The organism is Ekhidna sp. ABH4_415 (assembly GCF_056161305.1).
The window spans coordinates 293,378-318,980 of sequence record NZ_JBSWYW010000002.1 but is presented as its reverse complement, the minus strand read 5'-3'; the positions used below and the strand labels follow the sequence as shown (position 1 = coordinate 318,980).

General features: G+C 43.1%; 26 protein-coding genes and 1 riboswitch. Of the genes, 1 reads left to right on the top strand and 25 read right to left on the bottom strand.

Annotated elements, in window-relative coordinates; translation table 11 throughout:
- Nucleotides 1–28: 28 nt before the first annotated feature.
- From ftsA to ACXAH9_RS04390, 23 genes are all read right to left on the bottom strand, one after another.
- Nucleotides 29–1,324 carry a cell division protein FtsA gene (gene ftsA, locus ACXAH9_RS04500; RefSeq protein WP_474893670.1) on the bottom strand — a complete coding sequence of 432 codons (1,296 nt, stop codon included), beginning with the start codon at nt 1,322–1,324 and terminating at the stop codon, nt 29–31.
- A 7-nt stretch (nt 1,325–1,331) separates the two neighbouring features.
- A complete protein-coding gene (locus tag ACXAH9_RS04495) occupies nt 1,332–1,517 on the bottom strand; it encodes a hypothetical protein (RefSeq protein WP_474893669.1) in 186 nt (61 codons plus the stop codon).
- Entirely contained in the window at nt 1,514–2,272 is a 759-nt protein-coding gene (locus ACXAH9_RS04490) for a cell division protein FtsQ/DivIB (protein WP_474893668.1), read from the bottom strand. Before ACXAH9_RS04490 ends, ACXAH9_RS04495 begins: the two co-directional genes overlap by 4 nt.
- Nucleotides 2,265–3,659, bottom strand: a complete 1,395-nt coding sequence (gene murC / locus ACXAH9_RS04485; RefSeq protein WP_474893667.1) for a UDP-N-acetylmuramate--L-alanine ligase — start codon at nt 3,657–3,659, stop codon at nt 2,265–2,267. The genes ACXAH9_RS04490 and murC overlap by 8 nt, the downstream gene beginning before the upstream one ends.
- A 142-nt stretch (nt 3,660–3,801) precedes the next feature.
- Nucleotides 3,802–4,884 carry an undecaprenyldiphospho-muramoylpentapeptide beta-N-acetylglucosaminyltransferase gene (murG, locus tag ACXAH9_RS04480; protein WP_474893666.1) on the bottom strand — a complete coding sequence of 361 codons (1,083 nt, stop codon included), beginning with the start codon at nt 4,882–4,884 and terminating at the stop codon, nt 3,802–3,804.
- Between the two features lie 26 nt (nt 4,885–4,910).
- Nucleotides 4,911–6,062, bottom strand: a complete 1,152-nt coding sequence (locus tag ACXAH9_RS04475; RefSeq protein WP_474893665.1) for an FtsW/RodA/SpoVE family cell cycle protein — start codon at nt 6,060–6,062, stop codon at nt 4,911–4,913.
- A gap of 133 nt (nt 6,063–6,195) precedes the next feature.
- On the bottom strand, nt 6,196–7,575 hold the full coding sequence (gene murD, locus ACXAH9_RS04470; protein ID WP_474893664.1) for a UDP-N-acetylmuramoyl-L-alanine--D-glutamate ligase: 1,380 nt from the start codon (nt 7,573–7,575) through the stop codon (nt 6,196–6,198).
- On the bottom strand, nt 7,575–7,943 hold the full coding sequence (locus ACXAH9_RS04465; RefSeq protein ID WP_350205860.1) for a hypothetical protein: 369 nt from the start codon (nt 7,941–7,943) through the stop codon (nt 7,575–7,577). The genes murD and ACXAH9_RS04465 overlap by 1 nt, the downstream gene beginning before the upstream one ends.
- Nucleotides 7,943–9,118 (bottom strand): phospho-N-acetylmuramoyl-pentapeptide-transferase, encoded by a 1,176-nt coding sequence (gene mraY / locus ACXAH9_RS04460; RefSeq protein ID WP_474893663.1) that lies wholly within the window; start codon nt 9,116–9,118, stop codon nt 7,943–7,945. Before mraY ends, ACXAH9_RS04465 begins: the two co-directional genes overlap by 1 nt.
- A gap of 118 nt (nt 9,119–9,236) precedes the next feature.
- Nucleotides 9,237–10,688 carry a UDP-N-acetylmuramoyl-L-alanyl-D-glutamate--2,6-diaminopimelate ligase gene (locus ACXAH9_RS04455; protein ID WP_474893662.1) on the bottom strand — a complete coding sequence of 484 codons (1,452 nt, stop codon included), beginning with the start codon at nt 10,686–10,688 and terminating at the stop codon, nt 9,237–9,239.
- Nucleotides 10,688–12,787 carry a penicillin-binding protein gene (locus ACXAH9_RS04450; protein WP_474893661.1) on the bottom strand — a complete coding sequence of 700 codons (2,100 nt, stop codon included), beginning with the start codon at nt 12,785–12,787 and terminating at the stop codon, nt 10,688–10,690. The genes ACXAH9_RS04455 and ACXAH9_RS04450 overlap by 1 nt, the downstream gene beginning before the upstream one ends.
- 123 nt (nt 12,788–12,910) lie before the next feature.
- Nucleotides 12,911–13,273, bottom strand: coding sequence for an FtsL-like putative cell division protein (locus tag ACXAH9_RS04445; protein WP_349562633.1), 363 nt, complete (start codon nt 13,271–13,273; stop codon nt 12,911–12,913).
- Between the two features lie 87 nt (nt 13,274–13,360).
- Nucleotides 13,361–14,293 (bottom strand): 16S rRNA (cytosine(1402)-N(4))-methyltransferase RsmH, encoded by a 933-nt coding sequence (gene rsmH, locus ACXAH9_RS04440; protein WP_474893660.1) that lies wholly within the window; start codon nt 14,291–14,293, stop codon nt 13,361–13,363.
- 91 nt (nt 14,294–14,384) lie between these two features.
- Nucleotides 14,385–14,828 carry a division/cell wall cluster transcriptional repressor MraZ gene (gene mraZ / locus ACXAH9_RS04435; protein WP_474893659.1) on the bottom strand — a complete coding sequence of 148 codons (444 nt, stop codon included), beginning with the start codon at nt 14,826–14,828 and terminating at the stop codon, nt 14,385–14,387.
- A gap of 1,046 nt (nt 14,829–15,874) precedes the next feature.
- The gene (locus tag ACXAH9_RS04430) at nt 15,875–16,498 is read right to left on the bottom strand and encodes a hypothetical protein (protein ID WP_474893658.1); all 624 of its coding nucleotides are present in this window, start codon (nt 16,496–16,498) and stop codon (nt 15,875–15,877) included.
- Nucleotides 16,499–16,511: 13 nt separating this feature from the next.
- Nucleotides 16,512–16,790: a hypothetical protein gene (locus ACXAH9_RS04425; protein ID WP_474893657.1), complete on the bottom strand. Its 279-nt coding sequence runs from the start codon at nt 16,788–16,790 to the stop codon at nt 16,512–16,514.
- Nucleotides 16,787–16,936 (bottom strand): hypothetical protein, encoded by a 150-nt coding sequence (locus ACXAH9_RS04420; protein ID WP_474893656.1) that lies wholly within the window; start codon nt 16,934–16,936, stop codon nt 16,787–16,789. Before ACXAH9_RS04420 ends, ACXAH9_RS04425 begins: the two co-directional genes overlap by 4 nt.
- A gap of 254 nt (nt 16,937–17,190) precedes the next feature.
- Nucleotides 17,191–17,673, bottom strand: a complete 483-nt coding sequence (locus tag ACXAH9_RS04415) for an SRPBCC family protein (RefSeq protein ID WP_474893655.1) — start codon at nt 17,671–17,673, stop codon at nt 17,191–17,193.
- Nucleotides 17,674–17,680: 7 nt separating this feature from the next.
- Nucleotides 17,681–17,995 (bottom strand): ArsR/SmtB family transcription factor, encoded by a 315-nt coding sequence (locus ACXAH9_RS04410; protein WP_474893654.1) that lies wholly within the window; start codon nt 17,993–17,995, stop codon nt 17,681–17,683.
- Between the two features lie 140 nt (nt 17,996–18,135).
- Nucleotides 18,136–18,247, bottom strand: a riboswitch (SAM riboswitch).
- Nucleotides 18,248–18,439: 192 nt separating this feature from the next.
- Nucleotides 18,440–19,066, bottom strand: coding sequence for a sll1863 family stress response protein (locus ACXAH9_RS04405; protein ID WP_474893653.1), 627 nt, complete (start codon nt 19,064–19,066; stop codon nt 18,440–18,442).
- A 166-nt stretch (nt 19,067–19,232) separates the two neighbouring features.
- A complete protein-coding gene (locus ACXAH9_RS04400; RefSeq protein WP_474893652.1) occupies nt 19,233–20,201 on the bottom strand; it encodes an MlaD family protein in 969 nt (322 codons plus the stop codon).
- Nucleotides 20,202–20,203: 2 nt separating this feature from the next.
- Nucleotides 20,204–20,989 (bottom strand): ABC transporter ATP-binding protein, encoded by a 786-nt coding sequence (locus tag ACXAH9_RS04395; protein ID WP_474893651.1) that lies wholly within the window; start codon nt 20,987–20,989, stop codon nt 20,204–20,206.
- A complete protein-coding gene (locus ACXAH9_RS04390) occupies nt 20,979–21,740 on the bottom strand; it encodes an MlaE family ABC transporter permease (protein WP_474893650.1) in 762 nt (253 codons plus the stop codon). Before ACXAH9_RS04390 ends, ACXAH9_RS04395 begins: the two co-directional genes overlap by 11 nt.
- Nucleotides 21,741–22,051: 311 nt before the next feature.
- Between ACXAH9_RS04390 and ACXAH9_RS04385 the strand changes: the two genes are divergently transcribed.
- Nucleotides 22,052–24,361 carry an acyl-CoA dehydrogenase family protein gene (locus tag ACXAH9_RS04385; RefSeq protein ID WP_474893649.1) on the top strand — a complete coding sequence of 770 codons (2,310 nt, stop codon included), beginning with the start codon at nt 22,052–22,054 and terminating at the stop codon, nt 24,359–24,361.
- 25 nt (nt 24,362–24,386) lie between these two features.
- Here ACXAH9_RS04385 and ACXAH9_RS04380 read toward each other — a convergent pair whose 3' ends face one another.
- Entirely contained in the window at nt 24,387–24,590 is a 204-nt protein-coding gene (locus ACXAH9_RS04380; RefSeq protein ID WP_474893648.1) for a hypothetical protein, read from the bottom strand.
- Nucleotides 24,591–24,670: 80 nt separating this feature from the next.
- Entirely contained in the window at nt 24,671–25,594 is a 924-nt protein-coding gene (locus tag ACXAH9_RS04375) for an OmpA family protein (protein WP_474893647.1), read from the bottom strand.
- Nucleotides 25,595–25,603: the final 9 nt, after the last annotated feature.

Below are 25,603 nucleotides of genomic sequence, written 5' to 3'. Positions count from 1 at the left end.
TTGTAGCTTGCATCTTGCGGCTTGTGACTTAATTAATCTTATCATCAAAATCATCGATTAAAAGCCCTTTCGTTTTCTCCAGAATATTGGAAAAGAATTTATTTCCAGCCTTCATCTTTTTCTTGCCATCTCCTTTAAAAGATGGAGCTTCCGAATATCTTGCCTGTCGGATATCCAGGGCTTTAAATCCTGAAAGTACTAATCCAACGGTTGTTGCAAACATTGGGCTCTTCGCCGCATCCACTTTACTTCTTCCAAGGTGCTCATTAGGATAACCAATGCGTGTATCCAGTCCGGTCATATACTCAAACAGCTGACTTAGATTGGTCAACTGAGAACCACCCCCGGTCACCACGATACCTGCAGCCAGCTTCTTATTGAAGCCGGAGCTAATAATTTCGGTATGAACCAGCTCAATGATCTCTTCCATTCTCGCCTCTATGATATGCGCGAGGTTTTTAATAGAGATTTCTTTAGGAGGTCGGTTTCTCAATCCAGGGATCGATACGATCTCGTTCGGGCTGGCTTCTTCAGAAATAGCCTTACCAAATTTCGTTTTTAGCAATTCCGCCTGATGCTCCATCACCATACAGCCTTGCTTGATGTCAGAGGTGATGATATTACCACCAAAAGGAATCACTGCTGTGTGTCGGATGATATTCTCATAGAATACCGCAACATCTGTAGTTCCACCTCCAATATCTACCAGACAAACACCTGCCTCTTTTTCCTCATCGCTTAGCACAGATAAGCTGGACGCGAGTGGTTCCAAAATGAGATTCTCAATCTGGAGCCCAGCCTTTTTCACACACTTGTTTATGTTGTTGATTGCGTTGGTTTGAGCAGTAATGATATGGAAGTCAGCTTCAAGCTTTACGCCTGTCATCCCAACCGGATCCATGATACCATCTTCATAGTCTACGATGTAATCTTGTGGCATTACGTGGATGATCTCGCTACCTGGCGGAGTAACAATTCGGTGCATATCGCTATTTAGGCGAGCAAGATCCTCGATGGTAATCTCACCATCCGTATCCTCACGAGTGATTCCTCCATGATGAACAGCACTTCGAATGTGCTGACCGGCAATGCCCACATTCACCACTCCTATATCAATACCAGACTGCTCGCTTGCTTCGGAGATCGCTTTCTCTATTGCACGAACGGTCTTATCAATATTGGTGACAATTCCACGGATCACACCATCAGATACTGCCTTGCCCATGCCGAGTATCTCGAGCTTTCCGTATTCATTTTTCTTACCTACAATGGCACAAATCTTTGTGGTGCCAATGTCTAGTCCAACGATGATTTTATCTTCCATAATTTCTTTATTTCTCGGTGATTAAATATTTCTTCGTCGCTCCTGCGCATGCAGGAATCTTAATTAACATCCCCCTGCTATTATTCTTCCTCCCCCTACCCTTCGAAACGTCGAATCGCTCCAGAAGGGGAAAAGATCCTTCGCTTTGCTCAGGATGACACTCTAAAATGATATTTCCAACTATGTTGGTCATTCACATATAATTTGATTTTCAAACTTCAGATTTACCCTATCGTAGGTGTTCCACCCTTTCTTAGGTAAAATCTCCTTATAAAAAGTCATCAGCTTTGAAAACTTTCTTTCTAAATCTTCAGGCTTACCAAACTCAACAACCTGCTTCGTTACCTGAGGAAACAGTTCTATCTCTCCATCTTTTCGAATGAAGATATGTGCAATCTGGGCTTTCCAGAATTCATCCTTTTCAATAAAAGTGAGCAGCTCAAACACCTGTCTTCCAAACTTGCTTTCATTCAGGTTTTTCTCCCACATGAATTCAAATTCCGTTTCCATTAATGGTACCCGGGCGGTATGTTTTGCATTAATCGGGAGCACCCGACCATCTTCATCGATGTATCGATCCTTTTTCCCATCAATGAAAAGTCTTGCTATCGGCTTACTCTGCTCAACCTTCACCTGCAAATTCCCCTTCAGGTCTCGATATACCTGAGCATCCTTCACAAATGGATTGGTTTCCACTCGCTCTTCCAGCACTTTGGGATCAAGATCCCGCATTTCCACCCCTATTACATAGTCTGCACTCTTATCCGTCATCAAATCAACAACCTCCAGCTGATCAGTAAAAAATATTCCCTCCTGATCAAAGATTTCAACCTTAATATTCTCCACAGACCTACCATTATTTTTTAACCCTGCAAAGGTGATCAGCGTGAGCAAAAGCAAGCCACTGAATGAGTAGATCAGGATGTTTTTCTTTTCTTCCTTACTCATCTTCTTCACTTTTAGGATTAAACTTATTTTTCATGTACTCGGCGATTTTCGGAACCTCACGGTCAATATCACCGGCACCTATGGTCACCACGATATCCAGGTTATGATCATCCAACTCCTGAAGTAAATAATCTTTAGTTACCATCACTTTATTCTCATTCTCCATTAAGTCATAAATTGACTTGGAACTCACACCTTCAATCGGTTCCTCCCTGGCAGGATAGATGTCCAGCAGAATCACATCATCTGCTTTATCCAGTGCCTCAGCAAAGCCTTTCTTGAAATCGTTTGTTCGCGAATACAAGTGCGGCTGAAAAATGGCTGTGATCTTTCTCTTGCCTGCCAGTGATCTTACCGACTTCAAAAAAGCATTGATCTCTTCGGGATGATGTGCATAATCATCAATAAGTGTTGCATGCGGACTTCTAAAGACGTATTCAAACCTTCTCTTTACTCCCTTGTAGGATCGCATTAGTTTGCGAATTTCTCGTCCTTCCATGCCCATGTCCACAGCCACTGTGATAGCTGCCAGTGCATTCTCCACATTATGGTACCCCGGAAACTCCAGGTGTACATCCGAGATTTTCTCCATACCATAGCGATAGGTGAATACAAACGCTCCGTTCACTATCCGAAGAGCATCCGCAACTGCATCTCCGTGTCTTATTGCATAGGATATATATTTATTTCCCGGGTTGATCTTAAACCCAGCGTCCGAATACATTAGAACCTTCCCATCCTTTGGTGTCTTCTTCACGAACTCCTCATAAGTATCCAGCATGGCCGTTTCATCCCCGTAGATGTCCAGATGGTCCGGATCCAGTGAAGTAATTACTGTGTAGTTTGGGTTCAATCGCATGAATGAACGATCATATTCATCTGCTTCCACCACCACCGGAGCATTGTCATCTCCAATGATCAGATTAGTACCCGTATTGGCCATGATCCCGCCAACAAACGCTGAGCATCCTTTTCTGGAATGACTTAGTAAATGCGCGATCATGGACGTTGTAGTCGTTTTTCCATGTGTTCCCGCTACCGCAATGGTGAAGTGATTTTCTGTGATCATTCCGAGCACTTCTGATCGCTTCATCACTGTAAAGCCATTATCACGGAAGTAATTAAACTCGATGTGATCTTGTGGGATAGCAGGCGTGTAAACAATCAATGTACCTTCCTTTTCCAGGAATTTATCACCAATCAAATCCAGCTGATCTTCATAATGCACCTCAATCCCTTCCTCAACAAGCTTTTTCGTCAAATCGGATTCCGTCTTATCATATCCGGCCACCGGTTTACCCTTCGCATGGAACCAACGAGCCAATGCACTCATACCGATACCTCCGATACCGATGAAATAGGCACTATTTACTTCGTTGAGCTTCATGATTGATGATTCGTTTTATACATCCCCCTGCTTACACATGTATCCAACACACCCCCCGAATCGTAGGACCACTTCAAAGGGGGAATAGATCCTTCGCTGCGCTCAGGATGGCAAAATTGAACTATATGTTCTCCAGCTAATTTCATTTATCAACCAATTTTACCACTTCGTTTGCGATATCCATGGCAGCATTTTCATGCGCCATAGCTCCAATATTCGTAGACAGCTTTTGCTGTCGGTCTTTATTCTTCAATAATGCAATGGCCTCATCAATAAGCTTGTCCATGGCTTCATTGTCCTTTACCATTTCAGCTGCCTCATTATCCACTAGTGCCTTTGCATTGATTGTCTGATGATCCTCTGCTACATTAGGAGAAGGCACTAAGATCGAAGGCTTACTTGTAAGCATCAGTTCCGCTATGGAAAGTGCTCCCGCTCTTGAAATCACAACATCCGCACATGCATATGCAAAGTCCATTTGGAGAATGAAATCCTTAAGGATGACCTTTCCACCTTTATCTTCTACTCTCCCTTTCATTTCATCATGGTAGTAACCACCACATTGCCAGATCACTTGAATATCCTCTTTTGCAAGCTTCTCTAAACCATTTAGAACGCTTTCATTCAATGTTCTTGCTCCCAAGCTTCCTCCTATTACCAGTAGCGTTGGTTTAAACTCATCCAGCTCAAAATGCTTGAATGCCTCAGCTTTTCGATTAGGATTAAGCTTGATAGTCTTTCTTACAGGGTTTCCTGTTACGACAATTTTGTCAGCAGGAAAATACTTCTCCATTCCCTGATGCGCAACACATATCGTTTTAGCTGACTTTGACAACCATTTATTGGTCAGTCCGGCATACGAATTTTGCTCCTGAATTAAGGTTGGAATTCCTTTTTTACCAGCTACATAAAGCAATGGTCCACTGGCATATCCTCCTACTCCTACCACCGCATCAGGATTGAATTTTTTGATCAACTTAGATGCTTGCCGAATACTCGATAGGAGCTTAAACGGAAACATCAAATTATCTGCAGATAGCTTTCTTTGTATGCCACTAATCCAGAGTCCTTCTATTTCAAAACCAGCTTCAGGCACCTTCTTCATCTCCATCTTTCCTTTTGCACCTACGAACAAAATCTCCACCGACTGAAGCATGTCTTTCAATGCCTGGGCAATGGAAATAGCCGGGTAGATGTGGCCACCTGTGCCGCCACCGCTAATCATTATCCGATATGTTCGTCCCTGTTCGATTATGCAGCTTCTTTATATTGATTCCCTATTGTTCCTCCGAAATTGTCTATCTCACCTCTACTCACACTGAGGATGATACCTAATGCCACCCCAGCAAAAAGCTGAGAAGTTCCTCCCATACTGATAAACGGAAGAGTTAATCCTGTAACCGGTCCCAGTCCTACTGCCACTCCCATATTTACCAGTGCCTGTATGACCAGCGCGAAGCTCAGCCCTGCGGATAGCAGTCCGCCGTAGGCCCGTTCATTCTGCTCTGCTGCCTTCATGCCCCGATACAATAGTGCGAGGTATAGAAAGAGAATGAGTACCCCACCAATCAATCCGTACTCTTCTAATATGATTGCATAGATGAAATCTGAGTATGGGTGTGGTAAGAAATTTCGTTGATCACTTTGCCCAGGCCCCTTACCAATGACACCTCCAGAAGCTATGGCTATGTAAGCCTGTTTCGCCTGATATGGTGTATCGTTATTGATAAAGTCTTCTACCCTGGAGATAGCTGTTCCTCCTCTTTGTCCAACCATGAATGCCACCGAACCAAATGATGCACAAATCACTACGAGCATCGCCAGGTATTTCACAGGGACTCTCCCGATGAAAAGAACCAGCATGCATGTGAGGAATAATAGAATCGCTGATGAAAAATTGGTCAGTGCAATCAATCCACAGATCAACCCAATCCAAAAAAGCATTGGGACAATGGCTTTTTGAAAATCATCAATGGATCGCTGACGCTTAGATAGCATACTCGCTAATGTCACTAGTAGAGCAAGCTTAGCTAAGTCTGAAGGCTGAAATGCCTGATTGATTACAGGGATCGTTAACCATCGGGATGCCTCGTTGATATTGGTACCAAACATCCAGGTAAACAGAAGAAGTGGCACACAGAGCCAAAGAACAAGGCGTGAAATTTTAGAGTAATAACGATAATCGATGCGGTGAGCAATCCATATGGCTATCAAACTCACCACCACCAAAACCGAGTGCTTGATCAAATAGTACTCTGTGTTGCCATCCATCATTTTGTAGGCCAGGCTGCCGGTGGCGCTATATACCACCAAAATGCTAAACAATGAAAGGATCAGCACGATGAACCAAATCACCGGGTCACCTTTCAGGTTTCTATATGCCCAATTTTTGATTTCATTCATTGCTTGAATTGATTTTTTTTTAACATACCGTTTCCGACACTCTTGCTTTTGCACCCCCCTTCAAAGGGGGACTTCCTATCGAAACCGAGCTTAACAGAACTAGTCAATGACACTATTTTAAAAACAGATATCATCATGCCTCTTTCGTTTTTAATTTCTTTGCGAGCTTATGGACTGCTCGCTTGAATTTGTCACCACGATCCTCGTAATTATCGAACAAATCGAAGCTGGCACAGGCTGGAGACAGTAACACAACATCTCCATCATTGGCCCATTCATGTGCCTGATGAATTGCCTTTTTGACTGAATCAACCTCAGCGATACGATCCAGTTTAGATCCGAAAAACTTAGTCAAAGCGCTGTTATCCTTACCCATACAGATCAGTCCCTTCACTTTCTTCTCTACCAACTTCTCGATCTGCTTGTAATCATTTCCTTTATCGATTCCTCCGGCAATCCAAATGATATCTCCTTTCACACCATCCAGCGCATAGTAGACCGAATCGACATTGGTAGCTTTGGAATCGTTGATGTATGCCGCACCATCTATCTCCTGCACGAATTCCAATCGGTGAGGTGCATTTTTAAAGTTCTTAAGTCCCTTCAGTACTTTTTCAATCGGCACCTCCATGCAAAGTGCACTCAATACAGCAGCCATACTGTTGACCATATTGTGCTTACCAATCAATGAGATCTCAGAGACCGGAATCTTATATTCAGCACTATTCTTCTTGAACTGGAAATTAAAAATCAGGTGCTCTTCCTTTAGATAAGCGCTGAGTTTGTTATTGTTAGACGCTGACATGGCAAACATGCTTGCCTCGATTTTTCTACGACTAATTTCCTCGGTCACCGGATCAGAATCCGCACAGTAGATGAATGCCTGTTCGTTCGTTAGATTCTCTACAATTCTGAATTTCGAAGTGACATACTTATTGAAGTTGTACTCATAACGATCCAGGTGATCAGGTGTGATATTCAGTAACACAGCCACATCCGGTCGGAAATTTTGAATCCCGTCCAATTGGAAACTACTTACCTCCACGACATAATAATGATAGCCGCCTTCAGCAACAAGTCCGGCAAGGCTCCTTCCAACGTTCCCCCCAAGTGCCACTTTATAACCTGCGGTTTTCAGCAAGTGATAGGTTAGCATCGAAGTAGTTGTCTTTCCATTGGTACCGGTAATGGCAATCACTTTTGCCTTATCAATAAATCGATACGCAAACTCAATCTCAGAAATGACAGGAATGCCTTTGCCAACAATTTTTTGAATGAGTGGAGCTGAATCCGGAATGCCAGGGCTTTTCACAACAAGAGAAGCATCCATGATCAACTCTTCCGAATGTCCTCCCTCTTCAAAATCAATTTTCTGACTTTTAAGCGTCCTTCTCCGGTCTGGGGCCAGGTTTCCTCCGTCAGAAAGGAATACATCATAGCCCTTTTGACGAGCAAGTATGGCAGCCCCAACGCCGCTCTCTCCTCCGCCTAATATGACTATGCGTTCGTTCATTATTCCTCTTCTTTTTGTTTTCGGTCTATGATCACATCAAAACATCTGGAATAGATCGACATTAGGTCGTATCCATCCTTTACAAAGTCATTGATCAAAGCGATCTTCTGCTTTTTATTGGCCAGCTCAAGCTGATCAAGGATGAAAAGCACCTCATCGGTTTCATCTTCCAGCTTTCCCATTATCTGATTGAATGCCATCTCCGAAGGTGCCTTTAACAACTTCAAAAATTGATCATCAATCTTACGTGAACATCGGATTAACATGGATGTTGCCTGCACCAAAGTGCCAGATGGGATGAGCTCAGAAAGCTGTACTGCACCTTTCTGGAATTTCTCGTTTAGTTCATGGATTTCTGTTACTGTCATTATCTGATTTTTAGCGTTGCAAGTGTGAAAATGGCTAGGAGAATACCCATGATCCAGAACCTTCCTACGATCTTGGCCTCATGAATTCCCTTCTTTTGATAATGGTGATGAAGTGGCGACATCAAAAAGATGCGTCTTCCTTCCCCATATTTCTTTTTGGTGTACTTGAAATAAGACACCTGTATAATCACCGATAAATTCTCGATGACCAGAATCCCACATAGTATTGGGATCAATAATTCTTTCCGAATCACAAATGCCAGAACGGCAATGATTCCGCCTAATGAAAGACTACCCGTATCGCCCATGAATACCTGAGCAGGGTATGCATTGTACCACAGGAACCCGATGCAAGCCCCTACAAATGCGGTACAAAAGATTACCAGTTCACCTGAGTTAGGAATGAACATGATGTTGAGGTAATCGGAGAAGATCGCATTACCTGATAAGTATGCCAATACAGCTAAAGTCAAGGCAATGATTGCACATGTGCCTGCTGCAAGGCCGTCCAGTCCATCTGTGATATTTGCTCCATTTGAGACGGCTGTAACAATGAAGATGACAACCCCCACATATAGTACCCATGAGTAGTCTGCTAAAAAATCCGGCAGCAACCACTCGTAATTGAATTCATTGTTAGCAACAAAAGGGATCGTGGTAAGTAATGAGTTTTCATCCTTGAATGCTTCTCCTGAAAAGTCCCTCACAACAATGTCTTCATGGAATACCATTACCAGTCCTACCAACAGCCCCAGTCCGATCTGTCCGATTACTTTGAATTTTCCTCTTAGTCCTTCTTTGTTTTTCTTTTTTACTTTCAGGTAGTCATCCAGAAACCCGATGCTACCCATCCAGAGTGCAGATATGACCAGGAGAATAATGTAGATGTTACTGAGGTCTGCGAATAGTAATGTAGGTATGACAATCCCGGAAATGATGATAATGCCACCCATCGTAGGTGTTCCCTTCTTTTCCATTTGGCCTTCCAGTCCCAGGTCACGGATGGATTCTCCCAGCTGATACTTTCGCAGCATATTAATGAGCTGCTTACCGAATGTAATTGTGATAAGCAATGAAAGCAATGCCGCCATCCCAGCACGGAATGAGATGTACTGAAACAGTCCCGCTCCCGGGAAGTCTATTTGATTGAGATATTCAAATAAGTAGTTCAGCATCTTTCGATTTTAGATTTGTATGATTTCAGATTAGACATCCCCCTGCATGCGCGCACCCCTGCGCACCCCCCTTTATAAGGGGGATTATTTCTTGAGATATTTTCTAAAACTGTATTCATTAGTTCAATAGCTCTTTTAATACCTCCCTATCGTCAAAGTGATTCCTCACTCCGTTAATTTCCTGGTAGGTCTCGTGCCCTTTTCCAGCGACCAAAATGATGTCCTGATCATTAACCAGATTGCAGGCCGTTCGAATCGCTTCTTTTCTGTCTGCAATGACCATCACATTCCTTTCCTTTGATTTTGGGATCCCATCTTTCATATCCTCTAGAATCTGCTGTGGATCCTCTGTCCTAGGATTGTCAGATGTAAGGATGACTTTATCACTAAATCGTGCAGCAATACCGGCCATTTTTGGTCGCTTAGTCTTGTCACGATCGCCTCCGCAACCTACTACAGTGACTAGCGTTTCATTTTTTGTTCGCAGATCATCAATTGTTTGAAGCACATTTTCCAGAGCATCAGGCGTATGCGCATAATCCACAATTGCCATCACATTGGATGTGTTTTCTACCTTCTCGAATCGTCCACTTGCTCCTGTCGTGGTTGAAAGTCCACTCAGCACTTCCTCCTTCTCCTCTCCCAGCAAAATTGCCACTGCATAAGCAGTCAGCAGATTATAGGCGTTAAACTCGCCGATCAGTTTGAACCACACATCTACCCCATCAAAATTCAGTTCCAGTCCTTGCAGCGTGTTGTGAATGATTCTCACACGATAATCCGCCATTGAGCGAATGCCCATTCTATTCTTTTCTCCCTTGGTGTTTTGCAACATCACGGCTCCACGCTTGTCATCTACATTCACCAAGGCGAAGGCCTCTGATGTAAGTCCATCGAACAGGAGTTTCTTCGCTGCTATGTACTCATCAAAGGTTTTGTGATAATCCAGATGATCGTGAGAGATGTTGGTAAAAACGCCTCCGGTAAAATGAATACCGGCAACACGATTTTGTACCAGGGCGTGGGAGCTCACCTCCATAAAAGCATGCGTACAGCCACTCTCGACCATTTCGGCTAAAAGCTGATTAAGTTGTACCGCATCTGGAGTAGTAAAGCTGGTGTCTAAGATCTTATGGTTAATCTTATTCTCTACGGTTGAAAGCAAGCCCACCGAATAGCCCAGGTTTTGGAAAAGCTCAAAAAGCAGCGTAGCACAAGTGGTCTTACCATTTGTACCCGTGATGCCTACAAGCTTCAATTTCTCTGAAGGTCGTCCGTAGAAATTCGAAGCGATAATGCCCAGGGCTTTCGTTGAATTATCTGTCTGAACGATCGTTATGTCTTTGTCTAAACTTTTAGGAACTTCCTCACAAACAATTACCTTAGCCCCTTTTTCAATTGCTCCGTGGATGAAATCATGACCGTCAACAGTCAGTCCCTTTACTGCTACAAAAAGGAAACCTTTTTCCACTTTTCGAGAATCAAAGGTTATTCCAGTCACCTTCTCATCACGATTCCCGGTGATCGACTTTAGCGAAACGCCAAACAATATGTCTTTTAGCGTTTGCATCAGCTCAGTTTCAGTTTAATGGTTGAACCCTTCGTTAATCTTCCTCCTGGCATCATGGATTGGGTAGCCACACGTCCTCGACCCTTCACTTCTACTTCTAACCCAAGGTTTTCCAGCACATAGATTGCATCACGTAAAGTCATACCACGTACATCTGGCACTACTTCATACTTCACCGGATTGCCTTCCCAGTACACTGCATCGTTGATGACATCTGTTGTTACCCACTCGGTTTCAGCCTTGGCATGATTGGAGATGCCGAGTTGATTGCAAATCATGGTCAGCTCATCTCGCTTTCCAGCTTTGATGTAAGGAAAAACGCCTGTTACATAGGTGCGCTCTTCGGTTCCTATTTCATGCATATCCAGCTCGAGGGAGTAGATTTTATCCGCAATTTCTTTGAATACCGGGGCTGATACATCGCTACCGTAAATCTGATATCCTTTTGGATTATCAATTACCACGATGCAGCTATAGCGAGGTGCCTCTGCAGGAAAGTAACCGGCAAATGAGGTGTAATACTCACGCACATAGCGACCATTTTTTACCTTCTTAGCTGTTCCGGTCTTACCTGCAATTTTGTAATGACTGTGATTGATGTTTTTGGCTGTACCTCTCTCTACAACTCCTTCCATCATCAGTTTGACTTTTCTTAAGGTCTCTTTAGAGGCGATTCGTTCATTGATGATCTCCGTGTCAAATTCCTCTACCATGTGGTCGGCTTTCATCACGCCTTTCACAATCATCGGCTTTACCATTTTGCCATTGTTTGCTACTGCGTTGTAAAGTGTCAGCATTTGAAGAGGTGTCATTTTCAGCTCATAGCCGTGCGACATCCAGGGCAAACTCACTCCACTCCACGTGCTATCTGATGGGTCTTTGATGTACGGCTTGCCTTCTCCCACCATTTGGAAATCTAATGGCTTGTGAAGATTCATTCGTTTCAGGTAATTGATGAATTTCTCCGGACGGTCATTGAAGTAGCGAGTGATCAGTTTTGCCACACCTATATTGGAGGAATTTTCGAAAACCTCCTGTACTGATAGCGTGCCATACCCTCCCGGCTTATGATCACGCATTGTTTTGTCAAAAAACTCCAGCTCGCCATCGCCGGTATCCACAGTATCAGAAAGCTTGATGTCGGTTTCTTCTAACAGTGCAATCATGCTTGCGAGTTTGAATGTAGAACCAGGCTCTCTTGATCCCTGACTTCCCACAGCATAGTTGTAGCGCTCGTAGTAGTCACCTTCGCTGTTTCTGCTCAGATTGGAAATCGCTTTGATCTCACCCGTTTTTACCTCCATTACAATAGCTACTCCATAATCTGCGTCGTGCTTTTGAAGTTCATTCAGCAACGCTGATTCGGTTACATCCTGCAAGTCCACATTGATGGTGGTCTGGATGTCGTACCCATCCACTGGACGTCTCTCAGTGCCATCATAAATAGGTCTCCAGCCTCCACCGGCCATTTTCTGGTATAGTCCTTTGCCGTTTACACCAGCCAACTGCTTATTGAAGCTATACTCTAGTCCAACAGTGCCACGATCATTCGCATTAACACTACCAATGGTTCGGATGCCTAAATGGGAGAAAGGCAGAAAGCGTTTTTCTACCTTTTCAAAGATGACCCCACCTTTTAACCGACCCTCTCTGAAGAGTGGCCAGTTTTCCATGTTCTTTTTGTCCTGGTAGCCAATCTCTTGCCGATTCAGGGTGAGATAACGTCGACCTTTCCTCCGGGCATCATCAATCTTTCGTTTGTATTGGGTTGGCGTCAGGTCCCCATAATACCTGGAAAGCAAGTAACATAGTGAGTCGATGTTGTTTTTGTATAGGCCGTTTGAAGATAAGTATGGATCAATTGCCAATCGGTAGAATGGAAGTGATGTAGCTAATAAGCTTCCATCATCTGCATAGATGTTACCGCGGGTCGCTTTTACATTCATGACCTGCATGCCGAGCGTTTCACCCATGCTCCTCCACTTATCCCCTTCCACGTATTGAACCTTAGCAATACGGAAAATCACCGCCCCTGCAACTAGAAAGGTCAGCAAAAAGGCGATTCGCACACGTAATACTATGTCTCGTTTGATGCTCATATAGCAGGACAATCTTTTATGTCATTTCGAGCATCGCCAGAAATCTTTACCCACGATTCAAAAAAGTAAAGATCTCTCCCTATGGTCGAGATGACAGGTCCAAAAAAATGATATGTCGACTTACTATTTCTCAACTTCCCTGATCAAAACCGGTAACTCTTTACTCTCCTTCAAGCCGAGCTCTGCCGCTCGTTTTGCCACCTCTGATTGCTTGCTTTCATACATGAAATCAGCCTTCAGGGTAGTGTAATCCGCTCTGAGATCCTCAACCTCTGTTTCCAGATGATTGATATCTCTGATTTTCTTTTCTGCGTAGTGGCGATTTCCGATGTATAGCAGACATAAGAATGCCAGAAATAGAATTTGGGGAAGAAAACGCACGTGTATCACCTCGCTCATGGATGAGTCCATGCGTAGAAAGCGATTGATGAGACGGAATAAGCCTCCTCGCTCTTCTCTTTGTGGTAATTTGTAGGTGTTTTTCATAGTTCAATTCCGCTTCGTCATTTGAATTTTTAAAGTCAACCTACCTCTACACCCCTTCCAGAAGGGGAATAAAGGCTTTCAAATGACTCAGCCTCTTTTTCTGCCAATACGCAGCTTAGCGCTTCTCGCTCTGCTGTTTTCTTCAATTTCTGCCGCTATGGGAACGATGGGCTTTCGGTTCACCGGGTCTAATACCCTGATTGGATTCCCGTAAAAGTCTTTTTCATCGACCCCTTTAATATTTCCTTTGTTTATGAAATTCTTGACCGGCCGGTCTTCCAATGAGTGATAACTCATCACCACGAGTCTGCCTTCTGCCTTTAGCACCTCGCCTGCCTGCATCAAAAATTCCCTGAGTGCCTCCATCTCTTCATTTACCTCTATTCTTATGGCCTGAAAGACCTGTGCGAGGTATTTGAGATCCCGACCTTTCGGAGCATTTTTCAGCGCGATGGCTTTCAGTTGCTCGTTGGTCTCGATGGGTTGGTTCATCCGGAAGCTCACGATCTCTCTTGCGAGTGTTCGTGCATTCCTGATTTCCCCGTACGCACTCAAAATATGTATCAGATCCTTTTCCTCGTATTCGTTGACTACCTCCCTGGCGCTTTTAGCTGCGGCCTGATCCATGCGCATATCCAACACACCTTCTGCCCTAATGGTGAATCCACGCGATGGTTCATCAAACTGATGGGAGCTAACTCCCAAATCCGCCAGGATGCCATCCACTTCCGTGATGCCGTGTAGCCTGAGGAATTTTTTCAGGTATCTGAAATTTGATTCAATAAATGTGAAAGAACATTCGCTCCCTGAAGAATCAAGCTCTTCCTGAAGCTTTTGTGCATTTTGCTCAGCGTCTTTGTCCTGATCAAAAGCAATGAGGTGGCCGGTTGTCAATTTGTCGAGTATCGCTTTGCTGTGCCCGCCACCTCCAAAGGTCACATCCACGTATACTCCGTCTGGTTTTATGTCTAATCCTTCCAGACATTCCTGAAGCATCACCGGGTTGTGGTATTCACTCATTCCTCTTCTCCTTTCCTGTACCCTTCAACTACCTCAGGGTAACAACCCGCTGTGTCAGTCTGAGCCTGTCGAAGACTAACTTCAACTACACTCATTCGTCAAGAAACTTCTGTGCCAGCTCTGAGTATTCACTTGCATCATCAATCATATGCTTGTCAAATACTTCAGGGTTCCACATTTCTATATAGTTGCCCGTGCCGATGAGGAGTGCCTCCTTTTCTATCTGTGCATGAGCGAGCATCTGCTTGGGGATGAGGATGCGGTTGGCGCTATCCAACTCCACCTGTGCGATACTCCTGAAAAATGTCCGTTTCAACTTACGCTGCTCCGGATCGAATTCACTAAGTGAAGAGATCTTGTGGTGTATTTTTTTGTACTCCACCATTGGGTACAGGATTAGGTTCGGCTCGAATCCCTTCCGAATGATTAGTTCTGCAGTGGAGACCTCCGGGAGGTTGTTCTTGATCTTTGCAGGCAAGACCAACCTCCCTTTAGTATCCAACTTACACTCATATTCGCTTGTAAAAAACGTCATACTGAGCCTTGAAAAATATAAACCACCGAGACAAATGTAATCAACTTTTCACATTTTACACCACTTTCCCCCACTTTCATACACAAAAGTATAAAAACGGTAAAATTGGCTTTTAAATCAATGATTTTGAGCTGAAAATGAATGTTCTGTAAATGAGTGAGTTATGAAAACAAGATGGTTAGACTACCATATTTGAAGATTTTTTTGGAATTTGAGGCTTGACGATTGGAATTTGGGGAGTTTGGTGGGAGATGGTGGGGGAATGTTGAATTGTGAATTAGTGAATTAAGAATTTTGGGATTGGACAAAGAAAATGATGAGGAATACGTGCAATTAGCGATGATATAAGTGCAGAGTCATGGACCTGAACGCTACTAATGAAAGTAGTTCGTCAAACCATAAACAAGTTATTCGGTTCGTGGGGACACGAACCGAGGCGTAGAAATCCTCGTTAGAAACGAGGACACAATCTGGTCTTAGCGTCTCGCTAAGACCGCTAATCAAAAAGCATCAAATCAATCAACCCTTTCTCGCCACGATAATCTCTTGCGCTACTGTATAACCATTCAAGAGGCTGATCCACAAATCCTGCCTCCACAGGATTCTAATAAATACATCCAATGAATGACTGTAATCGTTACAAAGTAAAATTTATCCTGATCGCGGATGGTATATTTTCTACCCATACTATCAAAACTAACACATGGCTACATTTGATGACACTCCTGAAGTATTGGTCTCAGCGAGACGCTAAGACCTGTGGGGGGCTAAACTTAATTATCTTATTTCATCTCAATCAATAGTCTCCCAATTCTTGTTCTTTATTTCAATATGTCCCTCCGTCATTCGAACCCTAAAAACCTTCTTTTTCCAGACAACATGGAGCATATAAAAAAGGGCGAGAAATATCGAGATAACTATTATTTGCTCAGGCGGTGACTCAACTATTAAAGAACCAATCAGAAAAATCAACAAGGGCAATAGGTAAAACCAAACAAGTTTTTTGCTATGAAATGGATTAGCTTACTTGATTCTATTTGGTTCATTTATTTTTTCAGAATTCTTAGGCGTGAATCAACGCTATGAATATCAATTCTTCCTTTCTTGTAATCCTCCCAAACCTGTCTAATACTTGATGGCATTGTTTCAACTCTTAATAGAGCAATATTTGTTTTTCCATAAAACTTGTCGACTTCTTCTGTTAAAGTTGAGATTGATTTTGATATCCAATCATCTGACAAAAATGTCTTTTGGTGAGAATCTAAAACATGCAAGTAGTCTGAAGCTTTCGCCCACGAATTAAAAATTTGATTTAATGATAGCTCAAATGGATGAAAGTTATGTCCATCGATTCTCATTGCTGCTTTAGTGAAATGATTGAGTTTTTCATATGGATGATTAGCATCCTTAAGCAATCTCTTCATTTCTTTTCGAGAATTCTGTGCTTTTTTATATTCTTCCTCTGTCAAGTTTCTAGTTATAACTAGTAGTTCAAAAAGAAAGTACTCTATTCCATACCGCAACTCAAAAGACGCATACTGAATAGCACTTGGATTTGAATTCCTCAAAGCATAGTCAATCCATGATTTGCTTTGAAAGAAATGCCAAGACGATCTATCTATCAACTTGTTTTTCAAGATTTCATCTGCGGTTTTTCCTTCTAGTTTCATTTGCTTGCAATAATTATATCATCCAACTCCCAATCCACAGAAAAATGATTAGCAGGATCGAAAGGATAAAAATCAGAAAGAACCTTCGCCTCAATTTCTCTTCATTTCTGCGATCAGCTTTCATGGCATGAAGATCCTCCAGAGTTGACTTCTTAATAGCTAGCTTATTCTTAATTGGCTTTACAAACAGATTTTCTTTCAATCGCTGAAATGGCAACTTCTTCTTTAGGGCGGATCGATTCGTCCTCCCTCTTTCAATTCCGTCTCTGGTAAAGCCTGCTCCTCCGGTCATTCCTTCAAAGCCTCAACTTTTTCAACCTCTGGCTCACCCACCAACCCTCGTTTGAAATGATCCCAGTCACTGAAGATTTGGGAAGCAATAATGAATGTTATGGCAGCTGCAATTATGCCTAGGTAGTATTTATTCTTTCTGGTCATTTACTAAGTGTTGTCTTGCAAGATATCAACCCCCTCACCCTCGAATCGTCGAACCGATTCAAAGGGGGAATTCAAACTTAATGAATAACTGTGGCAGATGCCAAGCACATGAAATCTGTCATATTCCCAAGTCTCATTCGTACCTCATTCGCAAGCCTGCCTGCGGTAGGTAGGGGAATAGCGACTAGTCGTGGCGTTCTTTTGGGAGCAGTCACAGACTGTTCGAGGCAAGGGAATCACTTTGAAATTCCAAATCAATCCAATAGTGCTTCCAACTGATTGCAAGCCAGCTCCCAGCCTTCGGCCATGCCCATCTCTGCCATCTGCTTAAAGGCTTCCGCAGAAGCAAAGGTGGTAATGGTTGTCACGGTCGTGGATGAGCCGTCCGAATCAAATTTCACTGACATTTGCATGGGTGGAATGTCGGCTGATGCATTGCCTTCTTCATCCACAAAATAGTCTTCTCCCTCCAGTCGCTTGCGTGGCTCTATTTCCAGGAAATCCATGCGTCCACGATGCTCATCTCCCTCAGGCCCAACCATTTTGTACATCCAATGTCCTCCTACCTTAAAATCCATGGTATCAATCTTACAGATATACGGTTTTGGCGCCCACCACTGGCAGAGGAGCTCCGGATCGCTCCAGGCTTTCCATACTTTTTCGACTGGGGCATTAAACGTTCGCACAGCAATTAGCCGGTTGTTTTCCAGGTCTTCGGTGAATGTAGTTTTGTTCATTGTAGTGTTATTTAATGTTTTTTAATAGGTCATCCAATTGATCAAACCGGTCTCTCCAGAGCTGTTTAAACGGTTCCAGCCACTCTATAATCTCCAATAATTTCTCAGGCTTGATGTGACAATACCGTTCCCTTCCCTCCTTTGATATGGAGATCATATCACACTCCTCAAGCACTTTTACATGCAATGAAACCCCCTGACGTGAGATTGAAAACTGCTCTGCAAGCGCATTCAAGTTCTTAGGCTCTTCAATAAGCGCAGACAGAATCTCTCGACGCGTAGGATCTGCTATGGCCTGAAAAATATCTCTCCGTTGTTCCACGATACGTAAGTAAGTGCTTGCTAATTTATATGCAAGTATTTACTTGCGCAATATTTTATCAATAAACCTTAGAACAGTAATGTAAAATGTGAATGAAAAAGTAAGGACATAAAAAAACCATCAATGAAGATGGCATCTGTCCATTATCTGTCCTGTCGCTGCAGGCTGGGAGTTGGCACCAGTCATCGCACGCTGGCGATCGGGCTGCCAAGGCTGCATCGGGCCCAGTCCCTTCACCTTTCCCGATAATGTACCTAAAGGTACGTGTGCGGATTAGAAATAGTTCATTTATGATGATTTAGCAATGAAAACATCACATTGGATTAATAATTATAACAACCCCTTTGTTCAGGGAAATAACTATTGATTACCAGGTTTAATTCTTGGAACATACCTCACGAATAGAAATGTTTCCATTAGGAAATGTCATGACAGTCAACCCGTTTAGCCTTTAAATGCTTTCTTGAAATGATCCCATGCTTCAGACATTTCAGATGAAAAAACGGTCCACTTATCAGCTGCTTCTTCTTCCAGGTGATCCAATTTAGTATTTACTTCATGCAAGCGATGCGACAGTTCTTTCTTCTTCTCCTGCCACTCTTGCCGTGCCTCTGTCATGCCCAGATGCCATTGCAAACGAAACAAGTCAAAGCGGGTATGAAAATCATCTACTTTATCCGCCACCTTTTCTTTAAAGGTTTGAGCATCTTCTTTTGAAGAATCGTAGAGCGTATGGATTTTATGTTTCAGATCGTGCAGACCATTTACAAGTTTTTTCTGCTGGTCATGCATGAGCTCTTCTGCTTCTGCACGTCCGAGTGCAGCCTGCACACGCAACTCCTCTATGGAAGCTTTGATGCCTGCTGTCTTTTCTTTGCTAATGTCAATGGCGTGTTCCACGTCATTCTCAAGGGAGTCAAGCCATTCGCGAAGTTTCTTCTTCTGCCGTTCAAATTCCTCTTTTGCATCCGATACTTCATGATGCAATTGCTCATTTAGTTCATGGACAAATTGCTTCCATTCATCAAGCTTCTTTGCCCCTTTTTCCTTAAGTGTGAGTTCGGTTTTCATGCTGCTATTTTTATGACTCCCAAAACCAATTATTTACGGCGTTTTATCCGCATTTAGCTAGTATCAAACCTACCTTGTGTTACGTCTGAATCAAATGACTTCTGTCACATAAATAGCTGATAATTCACCTCCCCAATACGGTTTGAATTTTATGAATTTTAAAGTGTCATTCCTCTTTCTCTTCTTTCTCGAGCTTTTTGAAATACCCTCTAAACAGGAAGTGATGCTTCATGGCTTCCATGTTTTGGTTGAATGATTCTGTTCCTTGTCTGATATTTTCCAGGCTTTCCTCCAGGCTATTGACCATCGTTGAATCGCTGATAACACTTCCGGTCAGGCCTGATCCGCTCTGGACTTTGGTGACCAACTCCCTTATATCGTGGGATATTTCCTCAACATTGCTTGTGCTTGCATGAATTTCCTCAAATATCCTGTTTATGTTGTTTGCAAGTGTTGTGTCATTCAGGAGCATGCCTACAGTACCCTTACCTTCGCTCACATTAGCAATATTCTTATCCAGCTCATCTAGTATTTCAACGGCTCGCTTACTTGATGCATTGAGATTACTAATGGTTTCATTGATGTCATTAGCCAGCGTGGAATCAGAAATCAGACGACCCACTGTCCCTTTCCCATCCTTAACGTCCTTCAAAATATCTACCAGATTATTCGTAATTACAGCTACATTGTAGTTCGTTCGCTCCAGCAGGCTGAACATTTCATCCTCATCAATTCCATGATATACCTTCAAAGTATCACCATCATTTATAAGCCGATCACTTCCTTCATCGGGAATAATATTTATTATTCGGTTGCCCAGAAGTCCATCCGTCCCTAATGATGCAATGGCATCTCGTCGTATAAATTGGTTCATTTCTTCTTTTAGAATGAAACTCACCAATACGGAAGTGTCATTGATCATTTCTATGTCCCGAACCGTTCCAACATTGATCCCTGAAAAGCGAACGTTGTTCCCCTTTTGAAGTCCGCTCACATTTTTAAAAACTGCATGAACGGTAAAATTGGAACCAAACAGATTCTGATTGTTCCCAATGAAATATAAAGCCATTACAAGGAACAAGGTCCCGATAATCACAAATACACCAAGTCTAATATTTTTAAAATTTTGTTCCATGTCTATAAAAAGAATGAATTTACTATTTCATCTGTTGAGTTTTTCAATTTCTCATAGTTTCCATGCAGGTAATCAATTCCATCATTTAACAAAACAATTCGCTGAGCAGTACGCTTAATGCAGCTCATGTCGTGCGAAATGATTATGGAAGACGTTTTGTACTTTCGATGCACATCGTTCATCAAATTGGCTATTTCCCTGCTTGTAATGGGATCTAAGCCGGAGGTCGGTTCATCATACAATATGATATCAGGCTGCAGAATTAGTGTGCGCGCAACACCTATTCTCTTTTTCATGCCTCCCGATAGTGATGCCGGCATGAGTTCCTGCACATTGGGCAATCCGACACTCTCCAGGGCTTCTTGTACCATCTGATCAACCTGCTCTTTGGTTTTTTTTATTCTCAACCGTCTCATCGGAAATTCAAGGTTTTCTCTCACAGTCAGCGAATCATACAATGCATTGCTTTGGAAAAGAAACCCAATCTTGCTTCTCACCTCGTCCAGTTCGTGCCGATCAAGGTTGACCACATCTCTGCCAAACACTTTGATTTGTCCGGAATCAGGCTTAATTAGACCAACAATACATTTAATAAGTACGGATTTGCCACTTCCGGATTTGCCAAGGACCGCTACATTTTCACCTTGTTTAATGGAAAGGTTGAATCCTTTCAGCACGTGATTATTCCCGAATGACTTCTTCAGATCAATGATCTCAACGGCAGGAACCGAATCTTCTCTTATGCTGCCGGATGCAAGGGTTTCAATATCGGCTTCCTTATAATTCATAAAATAAGTCTGCTATTTGAACAGCAATCAAATCAAGTACAAAAACCAGCAAGGAAGCTACAACAACTGCTGAATTAGCGGATCGTCCTACGCCCTGCGTTCCTTTATCAGAGTGGTATCCTTTGTAACAACCAATCAGCCCTATTGCAAAACCAAAAAAGAAGGTTTTAACGATAGCAGGGATAACGTCACTAAATGAAAGCGAATCGAAGACCTGATTGAAGAACAAAGTAAAGCTCACTGTGTCCTTGATATTAACAGCCAGGTATGATCCGAATATTCCAATAGCATCTGACAGGATAACCAATAGCGGCAGCATCAATGTGGTAGCTATAATTCTGGTCGCAACCAGGAATTTGAATGGATTGGTGCCAGAGACCTCCATGGCATCTATTTGTTCGGTTACCTTCATGGAGCCTAATTCTGCCCCGATACTAGAACCAATTTTTCCAGCGCAAATCAGGGCGGTTATCACCGGGCCTATTTCCCGGATAATAGAAATAGCCACCATACTTGGTAGCCAGGATTGAGCACCAAATTCAACCAGCGTTGGGCGAGACTGAATCGTCAAAACCAACCCCATAATAAAGGAGGTAATCCCTACCAAAGGCAAGGACTTATAGCCAATAACAAATGATTGCTTGATGATTTCCTCTGTCTCAAACGGTGACTTTAGTCCATCTTTAAAAAAGCGTATAGCAAACCGACTAACGTCTGTAGTCTCAGCTAAAAACTTATAAATCCTGGACATACTTCGAGATTCCACACTGTGAAATTAAAAGATGAGACTTTCCTGTTCCTTGACGGAAGTCAGGGTATCTAATGACTATCATCAAACAGATTTGGCCTTTAACTAGGCATTATTACATGATTTCAATCATATCCCTGATTGATCAATAAACTTCGCTTATCATTATTCGGGAACCTGTCTCGGTAAATAAATCACGTAGGCAAAGGATTTTGTTGGTCTTTGGAGGACTCCAAAAAAATCAAAAAAAGGGCAAGAATCCAATGGCTGTTAAACGACCCATTTTAGTTATCTTTTCCTAAACACCTAGTTATATGAAAAACATGTTGCAATCACCTGTGCTGCAGGCCAATCCAGCTCTGTATAGCTTTCTTCCAATGTTCTATATGGCCTGGGCGGATGCGGTGCTTACACCCGGTGAAGTGACGAGTCTTCAGTCCATCATAGAAAAACAGCATACATTGAAAGCTGACGAACGGGCATTCTTGCTTTCATTTCTTGATCCCAAAGATCCGCCCACCCCAAACGAACTAAAATCCTGGCTGAAAACCATCCGTGCGTCAAGCGACCGGATATCGGAGAAAGAGAAAAAGAGCGTGGTAGAAATAGGTATGGATTTGGCCAGGCTCCATCAGGCACCCGATGCAGAAGAGTTAAAAGTGCCGCTTTTGGAAATAGAAGAAGCTTTAGGGATTATCTCAGAGGAGTCTGCTTATCACCTGCGTTCACTCAAGCGGACCACCACGTCCGAATTGCTCAGCACAGCACCAAGTTTTGATGTTGATGCAATGGGTGATTTGTTGGATGGGGAGCACAAGGAGATCATCCAGCGTGTGAAAACCGTACTCACTGACCCGGCTTTTAATTATGTGAATCCGGACAATCTCCCAGCTTACCGCGCTAAGGTGCTGGAATGGTGCAAACTGCATGCCGCACAGGGGTTTGGCTCCACAGCCTACCCACAGGAGTATGGCGGTGAAGACGATATGGCTAAATACTTCGCCATCATGGAGACACTCTCCTATCATGACCTGAGTGTGGTTGTAAAATTTGGGGTGCAATTTGGTTTGTGGGGAATGAGTATCTACTTCCTGGGCACAGAAAAGCACCATAAAAAATACCTTACCGACATTGGTACTATGAAACTACCCGGCTGCTTTGCGATGACTGAAACGGGACATGGATCGAATGTGAAAGGAATTGAAACCAGGGCTACATACAACCACAAGAAGAACAATATTATCATTCACACGCCAAACCATCAGGCTGGAAAAGAATACATTGGTAATGCCGCACTACACGGACGTATGGCGACTGTATTTGCCAAACTGATTGTTGACGATGTGGATTACGGTGTGAATGCATTTCTGGTGCCGCTCAGAGACGAGAAAGGGAAGACACTGCCAGGCATCACCATTGAAGACTGTGGTCGTAAAATGGGTCTCAATGGCGTTGATAATGGTAAAATCTGGTTTGATCAGGTACAGATTCCATTAGAGAACATGCTGGACAGATACGCCAGCATTGACGAAAATGGAGAGTTTCAGAGCCCGATCACCAGCGACAACCGGCGGTTTTTCACGATGTTGGGAACACTGGTAGGCGGACGGATTGGTATCCCTCGGTCGGGAATAAGTGCTGCCAAGTCAGGGCTCACCATTGCTATTCGCCACGGGGATAGCCGCAGACAATTCGGTCCACAAAACGGCAGTGAAGTGCCTATCCTGAACTATCGCACACATCAGCGTCGATTGATGCCGCTGTTAGCCACCACCTATGGATGTCATTTTGCCTTGCAGCATCTCACGGAGCGATTTATGAAACGTACAGAAGATGATATGCAGGAAATAGAAGCAATGGCCGCCGGGCTGAAAGCTTTTTCTACCTGGCATACCACAGAGACCTTACAAGAATGTCGGGAAGCTTGTGGCGGCAAAGGGTATCTCTCCGAAAACCGCATAGACCGATTGAAAAATGACACGGACGTGTACACCACTTTTGAAGGAGACAATACGGTGCTGATGCAGCTGGTGGCTAAAAGTCGGCTGTCAGATTTCAAAAAAGAATTCAGTGATATCAATCTTTTTGGTATGCTGGGATATGTGGTGGAGCAGGCAAAAACAAACCTTGCCGAAATGAATCCAATCATTGTGCGAAGCACAGATGTCAATCATTTATTGGATTTTGAGTTTCATAGGAAAGCTTTCGCTTATCGAGAGCGGGACATCCTGACGTCTGCTGCAAAGCGCTTGCGCAAGCATCTTGGTTTGGGTATGGATTCGTTCGATGCATTCAATCAGGCACAATACCACATGGTGGGGGTTGGGTTTGCCTATGTGGAGCAGCTGATTTTAGAACAGTTCATTACCCAGGTGGAAACCACCGAAGATCCGCTTTGTAAGGCAGCACTTACGAAGTTGTGCCAATTATTTGCTTTGTCTCAAATCGAAAAGAACAAAGGCTGGTATCTGGAGCACGGATACATGGAAGGGGTAAAAACAAAAGCCATCCGCAAGCTGATCAACCAGCTATGCTGGGACGTACGTCAGGATGCCGTGCCATTGGTTAATGCCTTCCGGATTCCCAATGTAGTGCTAGGCGCACCAATTGCAATGACAAAATAGAGCCTGGAGGATTGTGAAACTACTTTTAAGTTTTAGCCAGCACTTCCCGAATCAAGAAGGTACCCATAGGAAAATGCTGCACACTGTAGATATAAGCATCACGCTCTGAACCAAAAGACTCAACCACCTTTTCATCATGAATGACGATGAATTGGCCTTTGTATTGTTCTATCAATGCTTGTTCGTTGTGTTGATAAAACTTGTGCTGTTTATTGAGGAGCTCACCCATGATGATCCAAGTTAGCTAAATAATGGGATGGGATAGTGAATTAGTTAGACAGAATTAAATTCCTCAGAACCTCACTCAATTTAATCCAGCTTAACCAGCTCAACCCTTCGATTCCTGCTTCTCCCTTCCTCTGTTCTATTGCTGAACAAAGGCTCGGTATCACCCATGCCTTTAAATTGAAGATTGGAGGCATCAAATCCATTCGCTATTAGGAAGTCGCACACACTTTTCGCTCGTTTTAGGGACAGTTCTTTATTAAACTCCTCTGTCCCAACATTATCTGTATGTCCTACTAAAAGAAGTTTAGTATCAGGGAATAGCTCTAAATATCTGGCAAGCTTATTTAGGTAATTGATACCCTCTGGGAGCAATTCATATTTATTAAAATCGAAATGAACCGGTTTAAGAAGCAGTCTACGACCATAAGGGTTGGGTGTTTCCAGGTATGTGCCTAGCGAATCTTCTTCGACATACTTTTTTATGTTTGAACCGGGCAATCCATAGATTTTTATTAAATCAAATCCGGGAGAATATCCATTTGTATCTAGTCCCTTAATGGTAACATACCTAACAATTCCACGAAAGTTAATATCCTGTAAATCCATTGCATTGGTTTTTCCTCCGCTAGCCTTACCTAGATAAGTATATTCAATACCATCACTACTCACATAAACATCAGCCTGATCACCGGCATTAGCCTTCTCATCAAGAAAAATATCGGGCTGATTGGGGCGATCAAAAATGAGATTGTCCGTAAAACCAACGATAATATGACTTCCTATAGGAATGGTGACATAGTACGGATTATTACCCAGTGCTGCTCTGGGATCAATGTATCTAGGAAGACCATAATGCAAAGAACTACCCCCGTAAAACCGATCATAGGTAGAGTCCCATTTTACATATTTTGCATCCACCAGGATATCCGCATACTGAGTTCCATCAGCTTGCGCATGTACGCAAGCACAACGAATAATTAAGACCGCAAACAGAAGAGCTTTCACGACAGGCTA